An 18,468-nucleotide genomic window follows, 5' to 3' on the forward strand; every position below is an offset into this window, starting at 1 on the left:
CACTACTTTCTCCAAACCATTTTATCCACCACTCCCGTATAGCTCTGAATCAGCTTCACAACTTTAGTCGATACATTCTCGTCTGTATAGTTCGGCACAGGCAAACCATTGTCACCATTCTTGTTCATCTCCACAGCCGTATCCACCGCCTGAAGCAAAGACCGCTCGTCAATACCCGCAAGGATAAAGCAACCCTTATCCATCGCTTCCGGACGTTCCGTACTGGTACGGATACAGACTGCCGGGAAAGAGTGCCCCACCGAGGTAAAGAAAGAACTTTCCTCCGGCAGTGTTCCGCTATCCGACACCACAGCGTATGCATTCATCTGCAGGCAATTGTAATCGTGGAAACCGAGTGGCTCATGCTGAATCACACGCTTATCAAGTTCAAATTTACTCGCCTCCAACCGTTTCTTGCTACGAGGATGGCAACTGTAAAGAATCGGCATGTCATATCTCTCTGCCATTGAGTTTATCGCCTTGAAAAGCGACAAGAAATTTTTCTCTGTATCAATATTCTCTTCCCGATGGGCGGAAAGCAATATGTATCGTCCTTTTTCTAAGTTCAGCCTTTTATGAATATCCGAAGATTTAATCTCTTCCAGATTCTCATGCAACACTTCAGCCATAGGAGAACCTGTCACGTATGTGCGTTCCTTTGCCACTCCCGAAGCATTCAGATATCTGCGTGCATGCTCCGAGTAACAAAGATTCATGTCCGAAATGATATCCACAATCCTGCGGTTAGTCTCTTCCGGCAGACACTCGTCAAAGCAACGATTCCCGGCTTCCATGTGGAAGATAGGAATATGGAGACGTTTGGCTCCTATCACACTCAGGCAAGAATTGGTGTCACCCAATACCAATACGGCATCCGGCTTCACTTGCACCATCAATTTATAGCTTGCATTGATAATATTCCCCATTGTGGCACCGAGATCATCCCCCACTGCATCCATATACACATCAGGATTTTTCAGTTTCAGATCATGGAAAAACACACCATTCAGGTTATAATCATAATTCTGTCCGGTATGTGCCAGGATACAGTCAAAATACTTACGGCATTTGTTGATGACAGCCGCCAGACGAATAATCTCCGGTCGGGTACCTACTATAATCAAGAGTTTCAACTTGCCGTTCTCCTGAAACTTGATATCAGAATAATCCAATTTTATATCCATTGTTCTAAACTTTTTCAAAATAAGTATCCGGACGTTCCGGATCAAAACATTCGTTGCACCACATAAAAGTCACCAAATCTTCCGTATCTGAAAGATTGATAATATTATGTGTATATCCGGGAATCATCTCCACTACCTCCATTTTCTCACCGCTCACCTCAAAGTTTATCACCTCTTCCGTGCCCATCTTTCGGAGCTGTATCAAACCATGTCCACTCACCACTACAAACTTTTCGTTCTTAGTGTGATGCCAATGCTGGCCCTTCGTGATACCCGGCTTGGATATATTCACCGAGAACTGTCCACGGTCGGCAGTACGAATGATTTCGGTAAAACTACCACGTTCATCCACGTTCATCTTCAAAGGATAGCAAAATTTTTCCTTGGGCAAGTATGAAAGGTAAGTGGAGTATAGTTTCTTTATAAAAGCATCACCCAAATCAGGCACTGCCAAAGTATCAGGCATCTGCCTGAAAGACTTTATCAGTTCCACAATGCCTCCAAGAGTTATCGTATGCACTACCGACACTTCACAATACTCCCCTTTCCGATGCTCCTGCCCCTTCAATGCAGAAATCAGTTCATCCACCACATCGTCTATATACACCAGACTCATCACCACAGAAGGATCATTTACCCGGATCGGCAGGTCATGAGCGATGTTATTGCAGAACGTGGCCACCGCACTGTTATAGTTAGGACGACACCACTTGCCAAAAACATTCGGGAAGCGATACACCAGTACCTTTGCCCCCGTTTCTTTGCTATAATCAAACATCAGCTGTTCTCCTGCACGTTTCGATTCCCCGTAAGGATTGTCCTGTGCAGCCTGTATGGAAGATGATATCATCACCGGACACGCATTATTATACTTCTTCAGCGTATCAAGCAGTGTAGAGGCAAAACCGAAATTCCCTTTCATAAATTCAGACTCATCTTTCGGACGGTTGACACCTGCCAGATTGAAAACAAAATCAGCTTGCTTGCAATAGATCTCCAGTTCGGAAGGATCACTATCCATGTCATACTCATAGACAGTCAGATTTTCACCCGATATTCCATAGTTGCGGGCTTTTCCATCCTGAATACTATGTAATTGGGAAACCAAATTCCGCCCGACAAACCCTTTGGCACCGGTCACTAATATTTTCATAAAATAGTTCTATAGCTTATTCACTCTTGATTTCTGTTGTTTTCGCCTTTTCCTCCAGTCCGAGGTCTTCACGGATAAAACGGAGTTTCAGAAGAAGTTTCTTCATACCCTCCACATCCAGACGAGCAGTATTGTGACTGTGGTAATCCTCTATCTGGGCAATATCCTCATTACCTTCCGTAAAGAACTTGTCATAATTCAGGTCGCGGGTATCGCAAGGAATGCGATAATACTCACCCATATCAATGGCTTTAGCCATCTCTTCGCGGGTCACCAAAGTTTCATACAGTTTTTCACCATGGCGTGTACCGATAGTTTTTACTTCCGTATCCCCATATTCAGGCTTTATCTGCGCGTATGTTTCTTTCAAAGCCTGTGCCAAAACATCCAATGTGGCCGCCGGAGCTTTCTGAACAAACAAGTCTCCGTTGTGACCGTGTTCAAATGCATAGATTACCAAATCCACCGCATCATCCAGTGTCATCATGAAACGGGTCATATTCGGATCTGTAATCGTAATCGGTTTACCATTCTTTATTTGTTCCACCCACAAAGGAATTACAGAACCACGGCTTGCCATTACATTCCCGTAACGGGTACAACAGATGGTAGTCCCTGCTTCATCACCCAAGGCACGACCTTTAGCAATAGCCACCTTTTCCATCATTGCTTTGCTGATACCCATGGCGTTGATGGGATAAGCAGCCTTGTCTGTACTAAGTACTACTACGTTCTTCACACCGTGAGCAATGGCAGATTCCAACACATTGTCAGTACCAATTACATTGGTCTGTACGGCCTGCAATGGAAAGAACTCACAACTGGGCACCTGTTTCAAGGCAGCAGCAGAGAATACATAGTCCACTCCCATCATTGCTCCATCTACAGATTGACGATCACGGACATTACCAATATAAAACTTCACTTTAGGATTCTGCAAGTGATGACGCATGTCATCCTGCTTCTTTTCGTCTCTCGAAAAAATACGAATTTCCTTGATATCGCTGTTAAGGAAACGACGAAGTACGGCATTGCCAAAACTACCTGTACCACCTGTTATTAACAGGATTTTGTCTTTGAAGTTAGACATAATTATTTCTGGTTTGATTATATTAAAAAATATAAGCCTCTATTTTACATTCATTTTTTCACGCAGTGACTCTATATCCGCCTGAGTTAATTCATGCTGAAACAAAACAATATTTTCTTTAAGAAACTCATCTTTCATATTCCACCATTCAATTTCTTTAAGTTGCTGAATCATATATTGTGAGTAACGATAACGTATAATGCAGGCAGGAATACCACCAACAATAGCATAAGGAGGAATATCTTTCGTGACAACAGCTCCTGCTCCTATTACAGCACCATCTCCAACCGTAACCCCACAACAAATTAATGCACGGAATCCGATCCAAACATCATTTCCTATTTTAGTAGATAATGAATTATTGTAAGAATTCTCTTGAGTCCAAGTATATCCTGTTCCATTATTACACTCTGTAAAAATAGGAGAAACAGAAAGATAAGCCAAAGAATGCCTACTCAATCCTATATATACTTCATTTGCAATAGAACAAAATTTACCTATATCAGAATTTACAACCACAGTATTAACCCCTATATAAGTATAATCATTAACTTTTGATCTTACAATCTTAGCAAATCTATTTACTTTTGCTTTAGAAGTTATCACTGAATCCGAATCTATAATAGCACCTAAAGATACAGAGCTATTAAACAGATTCTTAAAAAAGCCTATTATATATCTCAAAATCATTTAAACTTCAAATTAGCCTTTATTATTTCTAATTGAAATTTTGGAGTCCAAAATTTATCGATTTCATTAAAACATGCCAAACGTACTTCTTCACGCTTATCTGTGTATTTTTCATTCCAGCGAATAATACAGTCTGCTATGGATGAAGCATTATTATAATCAAAAAAACTACCAGTAACTCCTTCGTGTATTGCTTCAAATTCAGGCATTTGAAATTTTAAACAATTATGTGTTATAACAGGAGTACCAAACATCATTGAATGTATAGCCGTTAAACCTACATTTCCAGGAGATACACATAAATCTGCGTTATAAATTAACTCTGCATTCTTAATTTCATCATAACATACCCCATAAAACCACACATTATCATTTAAGTAATATTGCTCGACAAGCTCTTTCAAAAAGGGCTCTTGTACCCCCCCACCAACAAGTGTAAGATTATACTGTAATCCACTTTGTTTTAATATCAACAAAGCCTCTATTAAAAGTTCAATTTTCTTTACAGGTGTTAAACGTCCAATAAATATCAAATTCCTTGCCTTATTACCAAAATGTTCTTCATACAAATTTGATAAAAACAAATCTTTACGTAGTTCTAATTGCTTTTGATATAACAAAGAATTATGAATTACAAACAATTTATCAGTTGCAAAGCCCTCTTCCCGCATCAACTGTTTTGCATAATTACCATACAAAAAAGTTGCATCTGCCAATGAGAAAAAAATTTTTTTTAAAAAACGTCTTATCTTACTTTCCTTCCCATACCAACCATGACTCCAAAAATAGATATACTTGTCTCGATAAAACAACTTTGCTAATATTGCAAGAATCCAAGTAGAAATGCAGAATAAATCGCCCAATATGAGAAAAGTAGAAAAATCTTTTCTCTGCAGTAACTTTAAGCTACCACTTTGAAAATAAAAAGGACGAAGAAAAAATATTTTATTTTTCAATAAAGAAACATTCTTCAATATATTTAAATCAAGCCCCTTTATATCAGTCTTATTATCTCCAAAAAACCAATAACAATCATATTCTTTATCTAATAATCTGAATATGCCTTCACGATATTGAGCCGCAAAATTATATATGATACACAACTTCTCCATATCACTAAGAAATCTAGCATCCTATACATAAATAAGTAAACCCAAGTTCATGCATTTCTTTCTTGTCATAAATATTACGACCATCAATAACCAATGCTTCTTTCATCATATTTTTTATAGCATCCCACTTAGGAAGTCTAAACAATTTCCATTCCGTCAACAACAACAAAGCATCCACATCTTGAACAGCATCATACATATCCGTTGCATAAAAAACCATGTTCCCTACACGACGTTTACATTCTTCCATAGCGATGGGATCATATACTACAATAGTAGCACCCGCTTCTAATAATAAATCAATTATCACCAATGAAGTAGCCTCACGCATATCATCCGTTTCTGCTTTAAAAGCCAATCCCCAAATTGCTATTTTCTTATTCCGTAAGTTCCCTCTATAATAATAGAACAATTTTTTAAAAAGAACCTTTTTTTGTTCTTGATTTACTTCTTCTACTGCCTTTAAAACATTCATTGAATAATTGTTTTGTTCGGCTGTTTTTATTAAAGCTTTCACATCTTTAGGGAAACAACTTCCTCCATATCCACAACCTGGATAAAGAAACTTATTTCCAATACGGAGATCAGTACCTATTCCTTTACGAACTTGATTAACATCTGCGCCAACTAACTCACATAAATTTGCAATATCATTCATAAAAGAAATCCTTGTTGCCAGCATAGAGTTAGCAGCATATTTAATCATCTCAGCACTAGGAATGTCTGTAAAAATCACCCGAAAATTATTCAACAAAAAAGGACGGTATAATTTAGTCATCCATTCTTTAGCTCTTTCTGTTTCTACACCTATAATTACTCGATCCGGACTCATAAAATCTTTTATCGCAGAGCCTTCTTTTAAAAATTCTGGATTGGACACCACATCAAAAGATATATCTACTCCACGCTTGTCAAGTTCTGTCTGAATTACAGTTTTCACCTTCCGTGCAGTACCAACAGGAACAGTTGACTTTGTAACTAAAATCGAATACTTTTTTATATTCTGCCCAAATGTTCGAGCCACCGACATCACGTATTGCAAATCTGCTGATCCATCTTCATCCGGTGGTGTACCAACCGCACTAAAAACAATATCTACATCATCTAAACACGAAATTAACTCAGTCGCAAAGTTTAGTCTTCCTTCACGATAATTTTTTAAAACGAGTTCATCTAATCCTGGTTCATATATAGGTATGTTTCCTTGTTTTAAGGAAATTATCTTTTCCTCATTAATATCTACACAAACTACAGATACACCCATTTCAGCAAAACAAGCTCCTGAAACCAAACCAACATAACCAGTTCCTACAACAGCAATATTCATATTACATTAATTTACATACTATTCTCTGACTTTTAGAAGCTAAAAGTAGAAAACCTATTAAAAAGGAAAAATTAAAGAAAATCAGATAAGAACCAGAAAATAATAAAGGCACAAAGCCCGCTAAAAAGACTATCAAAACTAATAATTTGTCATATTTTATAGAACTTAATCTGAAAACATTCCATGTTTTAAAAAATAATAAAAACAAAAAGAAAGAACCTATAAATAGACCAAAGTCAATCCAAAATTCTAAGATAATATTATGAACATAAGCACCATCAAGAAAAGTACGATCAGCACCTATACCATAGCCCCAAAAGGGATTTTCCGCTATTTTTTCCCATATTATATTATAAATATCAGAACGTCCAGAATCTGAATCCAAAGCACCATCCATAAGCAAAATTAAAGTACGAGATTGAATATCAAAGGCTTCTATTAATTTTAAAAAATAAGGAACTAATAATAATATTGTGATAAAACACATAAGTAATATTATTCTCATTTTTAAATTTCCCACTATAAAAATATAGAGTATAATAAAAGCCAAAATAATTCCTAATGGCCCTCTAGACCCCATGATAAAAATGAGAATAAAAGAGAAAAAGACTAGTATTTTATCAATAATAGATTTTGAGATAACAAGTAACATTATAGGCAATAACAAAGCATAAGAATAAGACATTGAATAAAAGCTGGTTACAGCAAGTAATCCAGTAACATTCAATATTCCATATAGAATTCCTATAACGCATATAATTCTGGAAAATTGATATAAGACCCTTTTAAAGAGATTATAATCTTTAATACAAAATAAAGACAACACTGTTGGTAAAGATATAGGCAAGGTAAATTTCAAAGCACCATCCAATATAAAAGGTTCTGTAGCTTCAAAAAATAACAAATAATAAGTCAATACAGAAAAAGAGCTCAAATAGGCTACTAATAAAAGAAAAAAGTTTCTCCTTATCAAATAAACAAATGATAATCCCCCCAATAAAGCAGAACATAATAATCTTAATAGAGAAGCCATATCTTCTGTGACAATTCCAGTTCCTGTGATAAACAACTGCAAAATCATCAAAGGAGATTGAGCCAAAGATACACAAGCCAAGACAATATCTCCTGTTTTATTATTAACCATATACTTTTCAAATAGTACGAATAAGTAAACGCCTAACTCTCCCTCCTAAAGAACGGATTTTAGTTTGCCAAACAAGATAATGTTTCAATAGTCCTAATTTAGATAAGAACAAAAGAGATTTATGTACATAACTTGCATCCAGCGGAAAAAGAGAAGGGTAATCTTTTACCAAACATTTACAACAGAACAAAGTATTATGATAATGAGGTGCAACATTTACATATAAATCATTAGAAAGAGAATCTCTTTTTATAAGATACATTCTTATTTCTGCCATAGAAAAGATAAATTGCAATGATTTCAATAAATCAATAGATCTTGTAATCGAGCCCCTATTTATGCGATAAACAGAAGTCACTTCTGGCAAATAATGTACTTTACCTTGACGAAGTAAATCATACCACAAAGGGGTATCCCCCATCAAAAAATGATCTGATTTATATATAAAATCATCACTTTCAAGTATATCCCCTTGCAGTTTTCTTCTAAATACGACTGTCAAGGTTTGAATTCTATATTTTTTTTCTCCATAGTATAGTATATTTTCATAACAGAATTCTCTAGATATTCCCCTATTAATTTCAATATCTCGATTTTTTACAATTTGTTTTTCTAATTCATAATAGAAATTGAAACTTGTATGTGATATTGAATAATCCGGATTGTTTTCTAAAAAATCCACTTGCTTTTGCAACTTTAACGGATCAATCCAATAATCATCACCTTCACAAATTGCTATGTATATACCTCTTCCATCCTGTAAAGTCCACCACCAATTTCCAGCTCGCTCTTTCTCAATATGTCCTTCCTCATCAAAAACCCGACATAATTCACGAGTACGATTATAAAAACGTATTTTATCTGGATATTTTTCTGCATATTCCATGCAGATTTCTGTGGTTCCATCTACTGAACCATCATCACCTACCACAATTTCAAAAGGAAAAGAAGTTTGCTGCATTAGTGCTCCTTCAATACATCCCCTTATATAATCATGCTGTTGGTAAGTAGGAATACATACCGATATAATAGGTCTTATATGATTTATAGGTTTATCACTTCCTAAATATTCCTCTTGCAGACTGTGCAAGATCTCATAACGTTCTAAAATACTTTTAGATTGAAAAGTTGCAAAATCATAGCCTTTTTGGCTAAGCAGATCTTTCTGCTTAGCCAACATCTCAAGATATGTATTCCTTTTCATTTCAAAAACTAATTTTTTTTGCAGGTACACCAAACACAGTTATATTACTCTTCACATTTCGCAAAACAACACTTCCAGCACCGACAATAGAATTATCTCCGATTTTCACATGAGGAAGAATAGTCGCCCTCGTGTGAAGAGTTACATTATCCCCTATTCTAGAAAATCCACCCATAAAAGAATAGGACTCTAAAGAACAAAAATCACCAATAACTGCATCATGTCCTATATTACAATAAGGTTGGATTGTAGTAAAGTCACCAATTACAGTGTTTGAAGATATATTGCAAAAAGCTGAAATCATAACTCCCTCTCCTATCTGAGCATTGGGGTGAATTATGCTTTTGGAACTAATAATTGAAGAAAAAATACCTCCTTTTTCTTTAATCATATTCACATACTTTCTCCGATAAAAAGAATCGCCTAATGCACAGACAAACACATCCTCAGGCTCTATCAAATAATCTTCTACCGAATTCAAAATAGGAGCATAATTTTCAAAACCATCCAATGCATCCTTCTTATCATCCAAAAAACCTTTTATTATAAAATCTTTGCCATAATCATCACGCAGTTTTAAGCCGTTATGGTATTCACGTCCAAATCCTCTAGCACCTATAATTATCAAATTTTTCATTTCTATAACATTAACATTTCACCATGTCCCGGACATAATTTTGAACATTTCTTTGACAAATCCAGTATTTTATTCAAGGATTTCTTTGCCTGTTCTTTATTACTTTTTGGAAAATTTGTGACTAGCTTCACACCGGGTATGTAAGAATCTCCTGTAAACAGATAATCATCCACAAGAAAAACCAAACAACTCCAATCATGTCCAGGAGTAAAATATGACGTCAAACAAATATTTGGATATAAATCTATACTGCAACCTTCTTCCAATGTATTTACATCACCTGTATATTCAAAAGATTCTTCATGAAATAATGAAAGGTTATAACGTGGAGAAGCCAAACCTTGAACTCCATTGGAGGAAGTATAAACCTTCACATGTGGAATATATGCCAGCAAATCATTCAATCCATAAATATGGTCAAAATGAGTATGAGTAAAAAAAACGCCCTCAATAGATTTTTCATATTTTTCACACCATTGAATTAAAGGCTCTACATCACCACAATCCACTAACCATACTTCCGGCCTATCCTCCAGATAAAGGACATAAGTGTTAGAATGGAATAATGTGTTTATGAACTGAAGAACTTTGCACATCACAGTTCTACAACATCACTGATATGGCAATCCGAAAAAGGAACTATTGCAGTTCCCCAAGTCAACCCAACACCAAATGCACTCAACATTAAAGTTTTATTAGTCTCTTTTAGTTGCGACTTTAATTCACTGACAATGGTCAATGGAACAGAAACAGAAGATGTATTTCCATATTTATGAATAGTAGAAGGAATTCTTTCGGTATCAAGCTTAAGTTTTTTAGCTATATATGAATTGATAAAATCATTAGCCTGATGAAAGACATAATAATCCACCTGTTCTTTTTCTATTTCCGCAAATTGAAAAAGCCGTTTTATATCCCTTGGAATTTCTACTATAACAAAGTTGAACACATCAGCCCCTTTCATATATCCCTGTTCATCACTACGAATATTCCCAAATTCATCTACAACGCGTTCTTTAAGAGTATCAAGCGAACTGGGATGACGATAACCTCCTCCCTTTATCATGATCAAATCTGCACGTGAACCGTCTGAATTCAAAGAAAAATAAGAATTACCAAACTTTTCATTCCTCTCGATTAAAGCAGCAACACCGGCATCGCCAAACAGAAAAGCAGAGCGTCTGTCCTTAGGAGAATAAACCTTAGAACGGGTCTCTCCATCAAGTAGTAAAGCTTTACGAAGGCCTTTTTGTTGCATAAACGAATAGACTGTACTCAAACCGTACAGAAAACCTGAACACCCTAAATTGATATCAAAAGCTATGACGGAATTATTCAGTTTCAACCGCTCTTGCAAAATAATTGAAGTGGCAGGCATCCGATAGTCAGGAGTCTGGGATACAAAAACCAATAAATCAATCTCACTACGATCGATTTGATTATCTACAAACAATTTTTCTGCAGCAGCAAAACATAAATCAGAAGAGCAGGTATTCTGATCAGCAAAACGACGTTCGTAGATGCCCACCTTATCCACCACCTTACGCACTTCTTCTTCCGAAAAATATTGCGTATATTTATAGTTATCAATAACTGTATGGGGGACACATGCTGCCATTGCAGTTATTCCTACATTTTTGTATTGTAATATAGCCATATCCTATTTGGAGGTAATTCCCCCATCAATTATGATAGATTGCCCCGTAACCCAAGATGAAGCATTAGACAATAAATAAATGGCTGCATAAGCAATGTCCTCCGGTTCACCATATCGTTTCAATGGGTACTTTGCTCTATCCTCTTCAAGTTGTTCGTCAGTAAGTGTCCCCTTTCTTATTAAAGGAGTATTCACCATACCAGGATTAATCCCATTCACTCTTACTTTCTTTGAGGCCAACTCTTGAGCACAAAATCTAACCATTGCTTGAAGAGCAGCTTTTGATGCCCCATATATTGAATTTCCAACAGAAAATCTCCCTGTTCCTCCTATTGATACAATAAATACAACAGAACTATTGGAGTGTAGTTTTTTCTTCTTTACCAACAATCTTAAGAGTTCAACAGGAGAGAAAAAATTAATATTAAATATGTCATCAAACTTTTCACGGGTTGAGAACTGAAAAGGCAAGGTTAATCCTTTACCTGCAGAAAAGACAACACCATCTAATTGGGATATTTGTGAAAGCAAAGAATCGATATCTTCATTCTGAAGCAGATCACCAATCACACATTGATGCCCGGTACCTTCCAATGCAGACAACACTTCCTCCAATCTTTCTTGATTACGGCCACAGATAATAAGTTGTGCCCCCATTTTGGAGCATTCTACGGCGATAGATTTACCTATCCCCGAGGAAGCACCGGTTACTAAAATTCTTTTTCCTTCTAATGAATATGGATTATAACACAACATATTATTATAATTCTACTAAATCTGAAACAATAGCATGATTAGTATCAAACAAAACGGTAGCCCACGATAAACCCACTCCAAAACCACATGCAAGAAAGTTTAACGATTTATTCCTTGTTTCATTGGCTATTTGAGTTACAATTGTCAACGGAATTGATGCAGATGAAGTATTTCCAAACTCGTGCATACAATATGGAACTTTTTCCTCAGACAATTTCAATTTCTTACGAATCTTTTCATTCATCATTTTATTGGCCTGATGAAAAACGAAATAATCAATTGAGTCAATGCTTATCTGATGCTTTTCCAGCAATTTTTTTACTGTTTTAGGAACAGTAGTGATACCAAAAGCAAACACATCCATTCCTTTCATAACAGTTTGTAAGCGATGGCGTGTCACACCGTCAGAGTCTTGAATCAACTTCAATGAATCTTCTGTAAACTGATTTCTAGAACCACCATCGGGTGTAATAATAGCATCAAAACCACTGCCATCAGTTCCTACATGAAATTTGAAACCAGCAGCACCTTCGCTATATTCCACAGCTGTCACCGTACCAGCATGACCAAATAAAGGATCAGACGCACCTTGGGCACGTTTTTTGGCATCGCCAGCCAACAATAAAGCTTTGGTTATACCTTCCTTGGACAACAGTCCTGCTATAACACTCAACCCATATACCCAACCGGAACATCCCAAAGCAACATCCAGAGCATAACATTCTTTACTCAGTCCCAAACGGTCTTGAAGAATACAAGCAGTAGCCGGAAGAATATAATCTGCTGTCTGCGATACAAATATAAGAGCACCTACCTCCTCTTTTCTCCATTGAAGATCAGATAATAAACGTTCAGCAGCTTCATAACACAAATCTGAAGTAGTAAAATCGCCAATACGACGCTCTTTAACTCCAGTCGTCGCAACAAAATCAGCAGCAGCATAATCTTTTGAGGCTACTGTATCATTTACTGCAATATACTTAGGAACGCCGGCTGAAAAACCGGCAATCCTCATATCCTTAAATTCTAAAAAAGCCATCTTCTATTTTTTGCTCTTTACAGTATTGAATAAATCCTCAATCGTAGATGCTCCTAAAATATCGTCTCCTTTCAAAGCTACTTCGTATTCTTCGTCAACCATTGCTATGATAGATAAAGCTATCAAAGAAGACCACTCGTCTAATTCTTTAAATACAGTAGAAGCTTTTATTTCATTAGCATCTGTTTCATCAAATTGTTCCGCAAAATTTTGTACAAAGTCTTGTAATTCCATAATTCTCTATTTTTTTATTATTGATAAAATTAATTCAATCTCTTCATCGTTCAACCCTGTATACATAGGCAAACATATTACACTATCCGCCACCTTATGCGCCACCGACAAATTTTCAGGCCGCGCTGAATCCAATCCTCTATAAGTAGAAAACTCACTTATCAAAGGATAAAAGTACCGTCTGCCCAACACGTTCTGTTCTTTCATCTTGAAATAGAGCTCATCACGAGTCATACCATATTTCTCAGCATCCACAAATATCGGGAAGTAAGAGTAGTTATGACGTACGCCTGGTATATCTTCCATAAAACTGATTCCTTCGACATACTTCAAGACTTCACGATACCTGATAGCCACCTGTCGACGGGCTTCTATTGCAGCATCCACTTGTTTCAAGTTAAGTAAACCGTATGCGGCACGTACTTCATCCATCTTACCATTAATACCCGGTGCCACAATCTCTGTTTCTCCCGCAAAGCCGAAGTTTTTCAGATAATCAATGCGCTTCTTAGTCTTTTCATCATGACAAATCAACGCACCACCTTCAATCGTATTATAAACCTTCGTGGCATGGAAACTTAACGTTGACATATCACCGGTATTCAAGATTGATTTTCCATTCACTTCCACGCCAAACGCATGGGCAGCATCGTAAATTACTTTCAAGCCGTATTTGTCAGCTATTTCCTGAATACGTTTCGTATCGCAAGGCTTACCATATACATGTACAGGCATAATTGCTGTAGTCTTAGGAGTAATGGCAGCCTCTATCTTATCAGGATCGAGATTGCATGTATCAGGATCAATATCCACAAATACAGGTTTGATACCATTCCACCACAAGGAATGAGTGGTGGCAACAAAGCTGTAAGGAGTGGTGATCACTTCACCTGTAATACGCAATGCCTGCAAAGCGCACATCAGAGGCAACGTACCATTGGTAAAGAGACTAATATAAGGTACTTTCAAATATTCACACAAAGCCTTCTCCAACTCCTGATGGTAATGACCATTGTTAGTTAACCACTTACGATTCCAGATATCCTGCAAATAAGGGATAAAATCGTCCAATGAAGGAAGTAATGGAGAAGTTACCGTAATTACTTTATTTTCCATTTTACTACAATAAATATATTTTTGATTTACCACCTGCGCTTAAGTGCAGAAAGTACCAGTTCCTTGACTTCTAAATACTCATCAAGATGCAACTTTTCATATATACACAAAGCCAACAATATTCCGACCAATATCTGAATGGGTAACAGAACATACACAGAAATATCCCAGAAAGAAACACCCCACATGAATGTCGCCACCACTAAAGAAATCAGGAAAGTAGGCAGTATGTCTTTAATTTGTTGGCTTGTAGGATAGTTTATCAAATTGGCCGAATAATAGCTGTTTAAGAAATAAGCGATAAAAGAGGTCAAGACACCACCCCACAGCATATATTCAATGCCATAAATAATACCTACAACAATAGGTCCCACAGCTATAATTTTCTTTATAATTTCCAATTTCAGAAACAAGTCCGAACGCCCTTTTACTTGCAGGATATTCAGGTTAATGGCATGAAGCGGATAAAGCATACCACTGAAACAAATGATTTGTAAAAAGTAGACAGCAGGCAACCATTTTTCACCTATCAAAATCAGAATCAATGGTTTTGCAACTGCCGCCAACCCCAGCATACAGGCAAAAGTTATCAACATGGTAATCTTGATCACTTTCCGGTATCCTTCCCGTAATCGTTCCGGTTCTTCTTGTATGGAACTCAAAACCGGATAACTGACCCGTTGAACAACGGAGGTAAGATTACTGGAGAATATCATATTAAACTGCTCCGCACGGGTATATTGCCCCAATTGTGCGGAAGTATAGAAACGTCCGATTACAATGTAATAGATATTTTTATAGATGGTATTCAATAACCCTGAAAGCAACAATTTAGAACCAAAGCCAAAAAGTTCTTTAAAACTCTCCGCAGAAAACTCCCATACCGGATGCCATTTGCTATATACCCATAAGAACAAAGTATTCAGAAATTGACGGGAAAGTTGCTGGCCAACCAGACTCCATACTCCCATTCCTCCCAATGCCATCCCTATTCCAATAACTCCACTGCTAATAGAAGAAATCAAAGAAACCTTGGTCTGTGTCTTGAAATCCACCTCCCTTACAAACTGGGTACGAGGAATTATGGCAAGTGCATTGATTATCAGTACCCAACCAATTATTCTTATAACTTCCACCAAAACAGGCTCCTTAAAGAATACACTGATTGCAGGGGCAGCTAAATATAGAAGTACATAAATAAGAATACTGACTGTCAGATTAAAATAAAAAACAGTGTTATAATCGACCCGTTCTATACGTGTCTTCCGTATCAGTGCATTGGAAAAGCCACTGTCTATAATGGAGTTGGAAACTGCTATGAAAATAGCAATCATAGCCATGATGCCATATTCTTCGGGAGTCAATAAACGAGCAAGTACAAGCCCCACCAAAAAGGTGATGCCGGAACTGGCTATATTATCAATAAAACTCCACCCAACACCATGAACGGCTTTATGTCTTAAAGAGCCCGCCAAATTATATGTCCTTTTTATTCGTCAATATACTCCCACGGATAAGGATTATCGACCACATTCTGAAACTCAGCAATAGCTTCTTTTTGTTCAGGAGTGAGCGAAGCGGAATCCCAGGAAGCAATAATAGCACGGGCTTCATCAGCCAAAGGCTCATCGAATACTTCACCATAACAGGCAGTAAGTAGCCGGAGCTTTAACAACGAAGCAGGAAGAACATCAAGAATATCCCAACAACGATCCAAAACTTCCTGAACATGTTTTTGCTTTTCACCATAATCAATGAACGACGCACTATAGCCCATCAGAAGAGCAAGACAAACGGAAGCTTGTTCTTCAGTAGTGGAACCTTTGACACCGGAATTATACAAAGCCGTAGTCAGACGATAAACTTCACCGTTACGACGGGACAGGTCATCGCTATAAACCGGATTCCCGTCCATACCTAAATACATCAGTTCGTGCGCTGCACGCTGAAGAGTAGCAGTTTCTTCGGAAAGAGTCATAACAATTATGATTTCAGATTTATGATTTACCAGGTATCAAATGACAACCGGCAATTATTTAATTACTTCTATAAGATCAGGATGAATAGTAGCCATGGCAACAGCAATAACACCTTGTATTTCAATAACGACACGACGATCGCGAGCACCTTTCACTTTCAGGAAAACACCTTCCTGGCCCTCAAAGTCACCACCTATAACACGGACTCTGGTACCTTTCGACAAGTTTAATTCATTAGGCTGAAAATACATAAGGTGGTCATTGTAAGTACCCGCCACAGCAATGAAACGCTGCATCTCATTATCGGAGATAATAATCTTCTGCCCGCTACGAGTATCGGTTATATATTGCAAATAAGTGATCTGAGACTTAATACGCTTCAACTCGGAAGGACAGGCATGAACAAAAAGCAAATTGTGAACGACCGGAAGCAAAACACGGACTTTTTTCCCTCTCTTTATACTTATCTTGTATTGCATGGGAATAAAACAGCCTAAATTTTCTTTTTCGAGTAATCGCATTGCATCAAGCTCCCTACGATAAGTAGCACGCATTGCATACCATACTTCAGATTCTTTTTCCGATTCCATTTAATATTTTATTCAGAAAAGGGTATTCCATCGGGGCTTTGAATTCCTTGCATATACTTGAAATTCAATCACTTGCGAACACTTTATGTAAAATAGGGCAAACTTTGTGTTCCTCTTGCCCAGTGATTTACTGTAACCACTCACCAACTTGCAGGTAAAAAGCTATAAACGAACGAATTACAAGCAAACAAGTGTCTTTTAATCGTTCGTTTAATGTATGTCAATATTTATAAAAATCAGCAGGCAAGAAAAAGAATAAAAGAAATGAATTTTAACCAATGATTTTATTATTTATTTGTTGCTTATAATCAATTAGTTAACCTCTTTTTTATTCGATTATAAAAAGATTTTTTATCAAACATTTTGTCATTCAAAAAAACACATCTATCTTTGTGTCCATTAAACGAACGATTCTTGGACAGCTTTTAAAATAAGGCATATACTTAACAAACAATTGTTCCCCCTAACCTAACATCACATTCTTTTCACTTTCCTTCTCCCCATTATCATATTCGAACTTTAATTTCTACTTTTGCGACATTTTTAACTGTAAATATCAGTTAAATACACAATTAAAATTTATATAATATGAAAGATTTAAAAAAAAGAGAATCAGAATGGATCTGATACAAAGAAAAGGTCACATCAAGTTGGAAATCAGAAAACAAGCAGTAGCAGAACAGTAAGCAGAATTAGTATAGTTGATGAAAATTTACTGGCTGAACGGTATTATGCAGGTACAAAAACCCACATGTATGTAGGAATTCTAAGAAGTTTCAAATTAGGCTATTTTAGAGGCCTAAATATTAACACCATAAGCGATTTGGGAATGCACTTATACGAATCGGGTGATGGTTTAAAACACGAAAAAGGAGAAGATACTTTATTGGAACTAAGCAGTTTAATGACAGAACTAAGAAAGATATGGGCAGTGATACAAAAGGAAGATACGGAACATATAGACCCCTATGGATATGATGTAAAAATAAATCACTGATAGTTTACTCCAAAGAAAGGGCATAACTTTGCCCCGTCAACCTGACAGTGGAAGGGCTACACCCTTTCACCCGGATGGTGTAGCCCTAAGCATAAAAGGGTGTAGCTATCCGGAGCAAAGGGTGTAGCCATCACAGAAAGTTGATTATTAACAATTTATATTCAACTAAAATTATTAAAATGGAGAAAAAGAAGTTGGGACACCAACCAAATCATGTAACGAAAGAAGAAAGAGTAGAAAATCTATGGAAAAAACTTATTAGACAAGAAACCGATTTATCCGAAGAAACCATTACATGGATGGCACTACGCATCCGACAGTTGACCGAGTACATGCCATACGGATGTGCGCTGATAGCCTACAGAAAACAAAATGGAGAATTCTACATGGCAAGAGGAACCCTTATTTATTATGAGTCCGATTTCCATCGGAAATATGATATTGAGCGCATTAAAAACCATGTAGCATACTGGGATATGGAACAGCAGGGATGGAGAACCTTCCAGATTGAAAACTTTCTGGAATGGAAACCGATGGTTTAAATGAAGAATGAAAAATT

At 36.8% G+C, this 18,468-nt stretch carries 19 protein-coding genes; 1 reads left to right on the forward strand and 18 read right to left on the reverse strand.

The annotated features are described in order from the left end of the window. Positions 1-2 precede the first annotated feature (2 nt). Genes wecB through DW182_RS13735 form a run of 18 tightly spaced genes read right to left on the reverse strand, consistent with a single transcriptional unit; the run spans position 3 to position 16,912 of the window. Positions 3-1,184, reverse strand: coding sequence for a non-hydrolyzing UDP-N-acetylglucosamine 2-epimerase (gene wecB, locus DW182_RS13650; protein WP_118217105.1), 1,182 nt, complete (start codon positions 1,182-1,184; stop codon positions 3-5). 4 nt (positions 1,185-1,188) lie between these two features. Beyond that, on the reverse strand, positions 1,189-2,337 hold the full coding sequence (locus DW182_RS13655; RefSeq protein ID WP_118295860.1) for a capsular polysaccharide biosynthesis protein CapF: 1,149 nt from the start codon (positions 2,335-2,337) through the stop codon (positions 1,189-1,191). A 16-nt stretch (positions 2,338-2,353) separates the two neighbouring features. After that, positions 2,354-3,427 carry a polysaccharide biosynthesis protein gene (locus DW182_RS13660; protein ID WP_118295861.1) on the reverse strand — a complete coding sequence of 358 codons (1,074 nt, stop codon included), beginning with the start codon at positions 3,425-3,427 and terminating at the stop codon, positions 2,354-2,356. A 39-nt stretch (positions 3,428-3,466) separates the two neighbouring features. After that, positions 3,467-4,117: a CatB-related O-acetyltransferase gene (locus tag DW182_RS13665; RefSeq protein WP_118295862.1), complete on the reverse strand. Its 651-nt coding sequence runs from the start codon at positions 4,115-4,117 to the stop codon at positions 3,467-3,469. Beyond that, a complete protein-coding gene (locus DW182_RS13670) occupies positions 4,114-5,229 on the reverse strand; it encodes a glycosyltransferase (protein ID WP_118295863.1) in 1,116 nt (371 codons plus the stop codon). Before DW182_RS13670 ends, DW182_RS13665 begins: the two co-directional genes overlap by 4 nt. A 13-nt stretch (positions 5,230-5,242) precedes the next feature. Further along, a complete protein-coding gene (locus DW182_RS13675) occupies positions 5,243-6,556 on the reverse strand; it encodes a UDP-glucose/GDP-mannose dehydrogenase family protein (RefSeq protein WP_118295864.1) in 1,314 nt (437 codons plus the stop codon). A 1-nt stretch (position 6,557) separates the two neighbouring features. Then, entirely contained in the window at positions 6,558-7,700 is a 1,143-nt protein-coding gene (locus DW182_RS13680) for an O-antigen ligase (RefSeq protein ID WP_118295865.1), read from the reverse strand. A 7-nt stretch (positions 7,701-7,707) separates the two neighbouring features. Beyond that, a complete protein-coding gene (locus DW182_RS13685) occupies positions 7,708-8,904 on the reverse strand; it encodes a glycosyltransferase (RefSeq protein ID WP_118295866.1) in 1,197 nt (398 codons plus the stop codon). A gap of 1 nt (position 8,905) precedes the next feature. Continuing rightward, positions 8,906-9,541 (reverse strand): acetyltransferase, encoded by a 636-nt coding sequence (locus tag DW182_RS13690; RefSeq protein ID WP_118295867.1) that lies wholly within the window; start codon positions 9,539-9,541, stop codon positions 8,906-8,908. A gap of 2 nt (positions 9,542-9,543) precedes the next feature. After that, a complete protein-coding gene (locus tag DW182_RS13695) occupies positions 9,544-10,137 on the reverse strand; it encodes an MBL fold metallo-hydrolase (RefSeq protein WP_118295868.1) in 594 nt (197 codons plus the stop codon). After that, on the reverse strand, positions 10,137-11,198 hold the full coding sequence (locus tag DW182_RS13700) for a ketoacyl-ACP synthase III (RefSeq protein ID WP_118295869.1): 1,062 nt from the start codon (positions 11,196-11,198) through the stop codon (positions 10,137-10,139). The genes DW182_RS13695 and DW182_RS13700 overlap by 1 nt, the downstream gene beginning before the upstream one ends. Before the next feature lie 3 nt (positions 11,199-11,201). Then, positions 11,202-11,954, reverse strand: coding sequence for an SDR family NAD(P)-dependent oxidoreductase (locus DW182_RS13705; RefSeq protein WP_118295870.1), 753 nt, complete (start codon positions 11,952-11,954; stop codon positions 11,202-11,204). Positions 11,955-11,958: 4 nt separating this feature from the next. Continuing rightward, positions 11,959-12,993 carry a ketoacyl-ACP synthase III gene (locus DW182_RS13710; protein ID WP_118295871.1) on the reverse strand — a complete coding sequence of 345 codons (1,035 nt, stop codon included), beginning with the start codon at positions 12,991-12,993 and terminating at the stop codon, positions 11,959-11,961. 3 nt (positions 12,994-12,996) lie between these two features. Further along, a complete protein-coding gene (locus DW182_RS13715) occupies positions 12,997-13,227 on the reverse strand; it encodes a phosphopantetheine-binding protein (protein WP_118295872.1) in 231 nt (76 codons plus the stop codon). A gap of 6 nt (positions 13,228-13,233) precedes the next feature. Further along, a complete protein-coding gene (locus DW182_RS13720) occupies positions 13,234-14,343 on the reverse strand; it encodes a DegT/DnrJ/EryC1/StrS aminotransferase family protein (RefSeq protein ID WP_118295873.1) in 1,110 nt (369 codons plus the stop codon). Positions 14,344-14,369: 26 nt separating this feature from the next. Then, entirely contained in the window at positions 14,370-15,818 is a 1,449-nt protein-coding gene (locus DW182_RS13725) for a lipopolysaccharide biosynthesis protein (protein ID WP_118295874.1), read from the reverse strand. Positions 15,819-15,832: 14 nt separating this feature from the next. Then, a complete protein-coding gene (locus DW182_RS13730) occupies positions 15,833-16,321 on the reverse strand; it encodes a UpxZ family transcription anti-terminator antagonist (protein ID WP_118295875.1) in 489 nt (162 codons plus the stop codon). Between the two features lie 54 nt (positions 16,322-16,375). Beyond that, positions 16,376-16,912 carry a UpxY family transcription antiterminator gene (locus DW182_RS13735; protein ID WP_118295876.1) on the reverse strand — a complete coding sequence of 179 codons (537 nt, stop codon included), beginning with the start codon at positions 16,910-16,912 and terminating at the stop codon, positions 16,376-16,378. Positions 16,913-18,088: 1,176 nt separating this feature from the next. On the opposite strand from DW182_RS13735, the gene DW182_RS13745 reads away from it, so the two are divergent. Continuing rightward, complete coding sequence (locus DW182_RS13745) at positions 18,089-18,451, forward strand: SH3 beta-barrel fold-containing protein (protein ID WP_118295924.1); 363 nt, start codon at positions 18,089-18,091, stop codon at positions 18,449-18,451. Positions 18,452-18,468: the final 17 nt, after the last annotated feature.

Origin of the sequence: Bacteroides sp. AM16-24, from assembly GCF_003471885.1 — a bacterium.
GTDB lineage: Bacteria > Bacteroidota > Bacteroidia > Bacteroidales > Bacteroidaceae > Bacteroides.

Bases quoted from the DNA above. Each gene is read 5' to 3' on its own strand.
- wecB (WP_118217105.1), bottom strand. From the start codon at position 1,184: ATGGATATAAAATTGGATTATTCTGATATCAAGTTTCAGGAGAACGGC.
- DW182_RS13655 (WP_118295860.1), bottom strand. From the start codon at position 2,337: ATGAAAATATTAGTGACCGGTGCCAAAGGGTTTGTCGGGCGGAATTTG.
- DW182_RS13660 (WP_118295861.1), bottom strand. From the start codon at position 3,427: ATGTCTAACTTCAAAGACAAAATCCTGTTAATAACAGGTGGTACAGGT.
- DW182_RS13665 (WP_118295862.1), bottom strand. From the start codon at position 4,117: ATGATTTTGAGATATATAATAGGCTTTTTTAAGAATCTGTTTAATAGC.
- DW182_RS13670 (WP_118295863.1), bottom strand. From the start codon at position 5,229: ATGGAGAAGTTGTGTATCATATATAATTTTGCGGCTCAATATCGTGAA.
- DW182_RS13675 (WP_118295864.1), bottom strand. From the start codon at position 6,556: ATGAATATTGCTGTTGTAGGAACTGGTTATGTTGGTTTGGTTTCAGGA.
- DW182_RS13680 (WP_118295865.1), bottom strand. From the start codon at position 7,700: ATGGTTAATAATAAAACAGGAGATATTGTCTTGGCTTGTGTATCTTTG.
- DW182_RS13685 (WP_118295866.1), bottom strand. From the start codon at position 8,904: ATGAAAAGGAATACATATCTTGAGATGTTGGCTAAGCAGAAAGATCTG.
- DW182_RS13690 (WP_118295867.1), bottom strand. From the start codon at position 9,541: ATGAAAAATTTGATAATTATAGGTGCTAGAGGATTTGGACGTGAATAC.
- DW182_RS13695 (WP_118295868.1), bottom strand. From the start codon at position 10,137: ATGTGCAAAGTTCTTCAGTTCATAAACACATTATTCCATTCTAACACT.
- DW182_RS13700 (WP_118295869.1), bottom strand. From the start codon at position 11,198: ATGGCTATATTACAATACAAAAATGTAGGAATAACTGCAATGGCAGCA.
- DW182_RS13705 (WP_118295870.1), bottom strand. From the start codon at position 11,954: ATGTTGTGTTATAATCCATATTCATTAGAAGGAAAAAGAATTTTAGTA.
- DW182_RS13710 (WP_118295871.1), bottom strand. From the start codon at position 12,993: ATGGCTTTTTTAGAATTTAAGGATATGAGGATTGCCGGTTTTTCAGCC.
- DW182_RS13715 (WP_118295872.1), bottom strand. From the start codon at position 13,227: ATGGAATTACAAGACTTTGTACAAAATTTTGCGGAACAATTTGATGAA.
- DW182_RS13720 (WP_118295873.1), bottom strand. From the start codon at position 14,343: ATGGAAAATAAAGTAATTACGGTAACTTCTCCATTACTTCCTTCATTG.
- DW182_RS13730 (WP_118295875.1), bottom strand. From the start codon at position 16,321: ATGACTCTTTCCGAAGAAACTGCTACTCTTCAGCGTGCAGCGCACGAA.
- DW182_RS13735 (WP_118295876.1), bottom strand. From the start codon at position 16,912: ATGGAATCGGAAAAAGAATCTGAAGTATGGTATGCAATGCGTGCTACT.
- DW182_RS13745 (WP_118295924.1), top strand. From the start codon at position 18,089: ATGGAGAAAAAGAAGTTGGGACACCAACCAAATCATGTAACGAAAGAA.